Source organism: Gordonibacter pamelaeae 7-10-1-b (assembly GCF_000210055.1).
Lineage (GTDB): Bacteria > Actinomycetota > Coriobacteriia > Coriobacteriales > Eggerthellaceae > Gordonibacter > Gordonibacter pamelaeae.
On sequence record NC_021021.1, the window covers coordinates 2,261,794 to 2,266,138 of the forward strand.

The 4,345-nt window shown below is 67.2% G+C and carries 3 protein-coding genes; 2 read left to right on the plus strand and 1 reads right to left on the minus strand.

Features of this window, described 5'->3' with window-relative positions:
• Window positions 1-346: 346 nt before the first annotated feature.
• On the minus strand, window positions 347-1,339 hold the full coding sequence (locus tag GPA_RS10490) for a glycosyltransferase family 2 protein (protein ID WP_302319552.1): 993 nt from the start codon (window positions 1,337-1,339) through the stop codon (window positions 347-349).
• 235 nt (window positions 1,340-1,574) lie between these two features.
• Here GPA_RS10490 and GPA_RS10495 point away from each other — a divergent pair, with 235 nt between their 5' ends.
• On the plus strand, window positions 1,575-3,797 hold the full coding sequence (locus GPA_RS10495) for an ATP-binding protein (protein WP_156790996.1): 2,223 nt from the start codon (window positions 1,575-1,577) through the stop codon (window positions 3,795-3,797).
• A gap of 40 nt (window positions 3,798-3,837) precedes the next feature.
• Complete coding sequence (locus tag GPA_RS10500) at window positions 3,838-4,257, plus strand: GtrA family protein (protein WP_041239465.1); 420 nt, start codon at window positions 3,838-3,840, stop codon at window positions 4,255-4,257.
• Window positions 4,258-4,345: the final 88 nt, after the last annotated feature.

The following is a 4,345-nucleotide window of genomic DNA, read 5'->3' on the forward strand; positions in this document are numbered from 1 at the left end:
CCTGAACGCGGCTGGGCATCCTCCCTCCGCGTCCAGACGCCCGATCGTCCCGCACGCCCCCGCTCGGCGCGACGCCGACGGCCTTCCCGCTTTCCTCCGGCTGTAACGTAACCTAGAGGTTACGGTGCGTTGTCGCCCACGGCCAACCAAGGGGGAAGCGCGCAAATCTCCTATTATGCGCAGTTCCGATCAATTATTCACGACTGAAAATTAAAGGCACGATCAGGTATTATGCAGTATGCAAAGAGGGGCGGGACATGAGCGAGGCAACGCGTCGGCCCGAGGCGAGCGCATCGTTCATCCGCCCCGACAGGGCTTTCGCGGAACGCGCGTGCGCGCCGCCCGCCTAACGGCGCCCGTGCTCGCGGTACGCCTCGGTCACCTGCAGCTCGTACTGCTTGCGGGTGCCCTTCACCACGGTGTCCAGAATGAGTCCGCAGGTGAAGCTCAAGATGCCGATGAACACGAGCGCCACGGCCAGGAGCGCGGAGGGCAGCTTCGGCACGAGGCCCGTCGCCAGGAACTCCGCGATCACGGGCACGCCCGCCACGAGCCCCAGCACGCAGAACAGAAGCGACACCCAGGAAAACAGCGCCAGCGGCCGGTAGTCCTTGAACAGCGACAGGATCATGAGCAGCACCTTGCACCCGTCGGAGAACGTGTCGAGCTTGCTCTCCGAGCCCTCGGGCCTGTCGCGGTAGTCGATCGGCACCTCGGCGATGCGCCAGCGCTTGTCCACCGCGTGGATGGAGAGCTCCGTCTCTATCTCGAAGCCGGGGCTGAGCACCGGCATGGTCTTGGCGAACACGGCGTTGTAGGCGCGGTAGCCGGTCATGACGTCGGAGAACTCGAAGCCGTAGATCCACTTGATGAGCACGCGCACGAGGTCGTTGCCGAAGCCGTGGAAGGCGCGGTCGTTCTCCTCGCCGTAGGTGCCGTTGGAGAGGCGGTCGCCCACCACCATGTCGGCCTCGTCGGCCACGAGGGGGGCGAGGAGCTCCGGCGCGGCCTCGGCCGGGTAGGTGTCGTCGCCGTCCACCATGAGGTAGTAGTCCGCGTCGATGTCGCGCATCATCTGGCGCACGACGTTGCCCTTGCCCTGGCGCCGCTCGCAGCGCACCACGGCCCCGTGCTCGCGCGCAATCTCCCCCGTGCCGTCCGAGGAGTTGTTGTCGTAGACGTACACGGTGGCCTCCGGCAGCACCCGGCGGAAGTCGTCCACCACCTTGCCGATGGTCACGGCCTCGTTGTAGCAGGGGATGAGCACGGCCACGCTGCCCTGCTCGGGCACGTTCTGGGTGCGCGGCGCCCCGGCCTGCACGTCCTTCGTCTCTTGCACGTTTCGCTCCTCGATTCTCGAATGCACCTATCCTACCCGAAAGACCTCCCGCGCGCCAGCCGTCGCGGGGCGTTTCGCTGCGAATCCGCGCGGGGGGAGGCCTCGTCCCGGTCGCCCCTCCCGGCCGGCCGTCAGGAAGCCGTTGCCAAGCGGTAGGACGGCGGGGGAGGGCGACCGTCGGGGCGATGGTAGAATGCCCGGGGTTCCGACGATGAAGATGGGTGAGGCTTTCAGCATGAGCGTGCATTTCGGGTCGCACGGGCGCAGGCGCGCGGCGGTGGCTGTGGTGGCGGTGGCCGTGGCCGTGGCCGTGGCGCTGCTGCTGGCCTACACCATCATCTCCACGCGCAAGGCCACCGACGACGTCATCGCGAACGTGAGCGAAGTGTATCTGGGCGAGCTGAGCAAGCAGCTGGTCTTCCACTTCGATACGGGCGTGGAGAACAAGTTCAGCCAGCTCGAGACGGTGGCGAGCGGGTTGGAGATGGCCGCTCCCGAAAGCCGGGAGCAGACGGTGGACTACCTGCAGGCCCAGGCAGGCAACGACGACTACGCCTTTCTCGCCGTGCGGACCGCCTCCGGCGAGTTCGTCTCCGCAGACGGCGAGGTGCGTCCCTGCGACGGGGACGGCGGCGAGCTGCCCGCGTACTACGATGCGCAGGGGCGTCGGGTCGTGCTGTACGACGACAAGATCGTGCTGGTGGACGACATCGAGCCGCTGCGCTGCGGCGACGACACGATCGTGGCCGCCGTCTGCGGGTTCAGCTCCCTGGGCGTGGGCGACCGCCTCAACCTCACGCTGTTCGACGGCTTCTCGCGCTCCATCATGATAGACCGCGACGGCATGTGCGTGGTGAGCGACCGCAACAGCGGGCTGGATTCGGGCGAGAGCCTGTTCGCCCTGATAGACGAGCGGGGCTCCTTCGTCGGGGGCAGTAGCGAGGAGGAGAGGATCCGCTCGGTCCTCGCGAGCGGCGGCACCGTCAACGTGCCCATCGTGTTCGACGGCCGCAGCGAGTACCTGTACTTCTATCCGCTCGGACATGCGGAATGGTACCTGTGCACCGTCATGCCCTACAGCGTCATCGAGGGCGACATCGGCGACCTCAGCGGCACTATCGCCGCGAACGCCGCCATCGTGGGCGCGGCCGTGCTGCTTTTCGTACTGTTGGTATTCCTCCTCTACTACCGGATGGCCAGGCGCAACACGCGCCTGCTGGCCGAGGAGAAGGACCGCGCCGAGCGCGCGTTCGCCGAGGCCCAGCAGGCGAGCCTGGCCAAGACCGAGTTCCTGTCGCGCATGTCGCACGAGATACGCACGCCCATGAACGGCATCATGGGCATGACGGCCATCGCCCTGGAGAGCATCGGCGACGACGGCAAGGTGCGCACGTGCCTGGAGAAGGTGACGCTGTCCTCCGAGCACCTGCTGTCGCTCATCAACGACATCCTCGACATGAGCAAGATCGAGAGCGGCAAGGTGGAGATAAAGAACGAGCCGTTCGACCTGTCCACGTTCATCGGGTCGCTGGCGGCCGTGTTCCGCACGCAGGCATCCGAGCGCAACGTCGCCTTCGACACCGTGGTGGAGGGCGAGGTGCCCGGCCATGTGGTGGGCGATCCGCTGCGGCTCAACCAGGTGGTCTACAACCTCATGGGCAACGCGTTCAAGTTCACTCCCGAGGGCGGGAGCGTCACGCTGCGCATCGAGCGGCTCGCGGACGCGGAGGACGGATGCGTCTGGCTGCGGTTCGCGGTCGACGACACGGGCTGCGGCATCGAGCCCGAGCACCTGGACAAGATCTTCGCCTCGTTCGAGCAGGGCGACGCCTCCGTGGCGCGCAAGCACGGGGGCACGGGGCTGGGGCTGGCCATCACGAAGCGCTTCGTGGAGCTTATGGGCGGGCGCATCCGCGTGGCCAGCGTCGTGGGCCACGGCTCGTCGTTCGCGGTGGACGTGCCCCTCGGCCGCGCGACGGGGGAGCCTGCCGTCGTCGACGAGCCGGAGGCCGAGGAGGCCGCCGCGCCCGTCGCCCTCCATCCGGACGCGCACGACTTCGCGGGCGCGCACATCCTCGTGGCCGAGGACAACGCCCTGAACCAGGAGATAGCCGTGGAGCTCATGACCATGGCGGGCGCGAGCGTCGAGACGGCCTCCACGGGCCGCGAGGCGGTGGAGGCGTTCGCGGCCTCCGACGCGGGCCATTTCGACCTCGTGCTCATGGACGTGCAGATGCCCGAGCTGGACGGCTACGGTGCGGCGCGCGCCATCCGGGCCATGGACCGCCCGGACGCCTCCACCGTGGCCATTCTGGCCATGACGGCCAACGCCTTCACCGAAGACGAGGAGCGCAGCGCGGAGAGCGGGATGGACGGCCACTTGAGCAAGCCCCTTGATATTCGCCGCGTTTATGCCACAATAGACGGGTTTTTGGAGAAGCGCCGCAACGGGCGCTGAGGCCCGGCCGGCGAGCGGCCGGCGGCGGGGAGGCGCGAACGTGAAGAAGCTCATTGCCCAGATCATGAAGTTCGGCGTGGTGGGCGTTATCGCCTTCGCGATCGACTACGGCCTCCTGGCGCTCCTGACCGAGGCGTTCGGCGTGAACTACCTGGTGAGCGCCACCGTCTCGTTCACCGTGTCCGTGGTGTTCAACTACGTGGCTTCCATGCGCTACGTATTCAGGCACAAGGAGGGCATGAGCCGCCGCCGCGAGTTCGTCATCTTCGTGGTGCTGTCGGTGATCGGCCTTGCCATCAACAACCTCTGCATGTGGGCGGGCGTGGAGCTTTTGGGCGTGCATTACCTGATCGTGAAGATATTCGCCACCGCCGTGGTCATGGTGTGGAACTTCGTCACCCGCAAGATCTTCCTCGACGCCGGCGACGAGCCGGGCGAGATACTCTCGGACATCGAGTAGGGCGCGCGGGCGGGACCGAAGGGGCGCGCAGGCGGGACCGCCCGACGAATAGAAGAGGCCGGGCGCAATGGCCCGGCCTCGGCGTTTC

Coding starts and splice junctions, on each gene's coding strand:
- GPA_RS10495 (WP_156790996.1), top strand. CDS start 1,575: ATGAGCGTGCATTTCGGGTCGCACGGGCGCAGGCGCGCGGCGGTGGCT.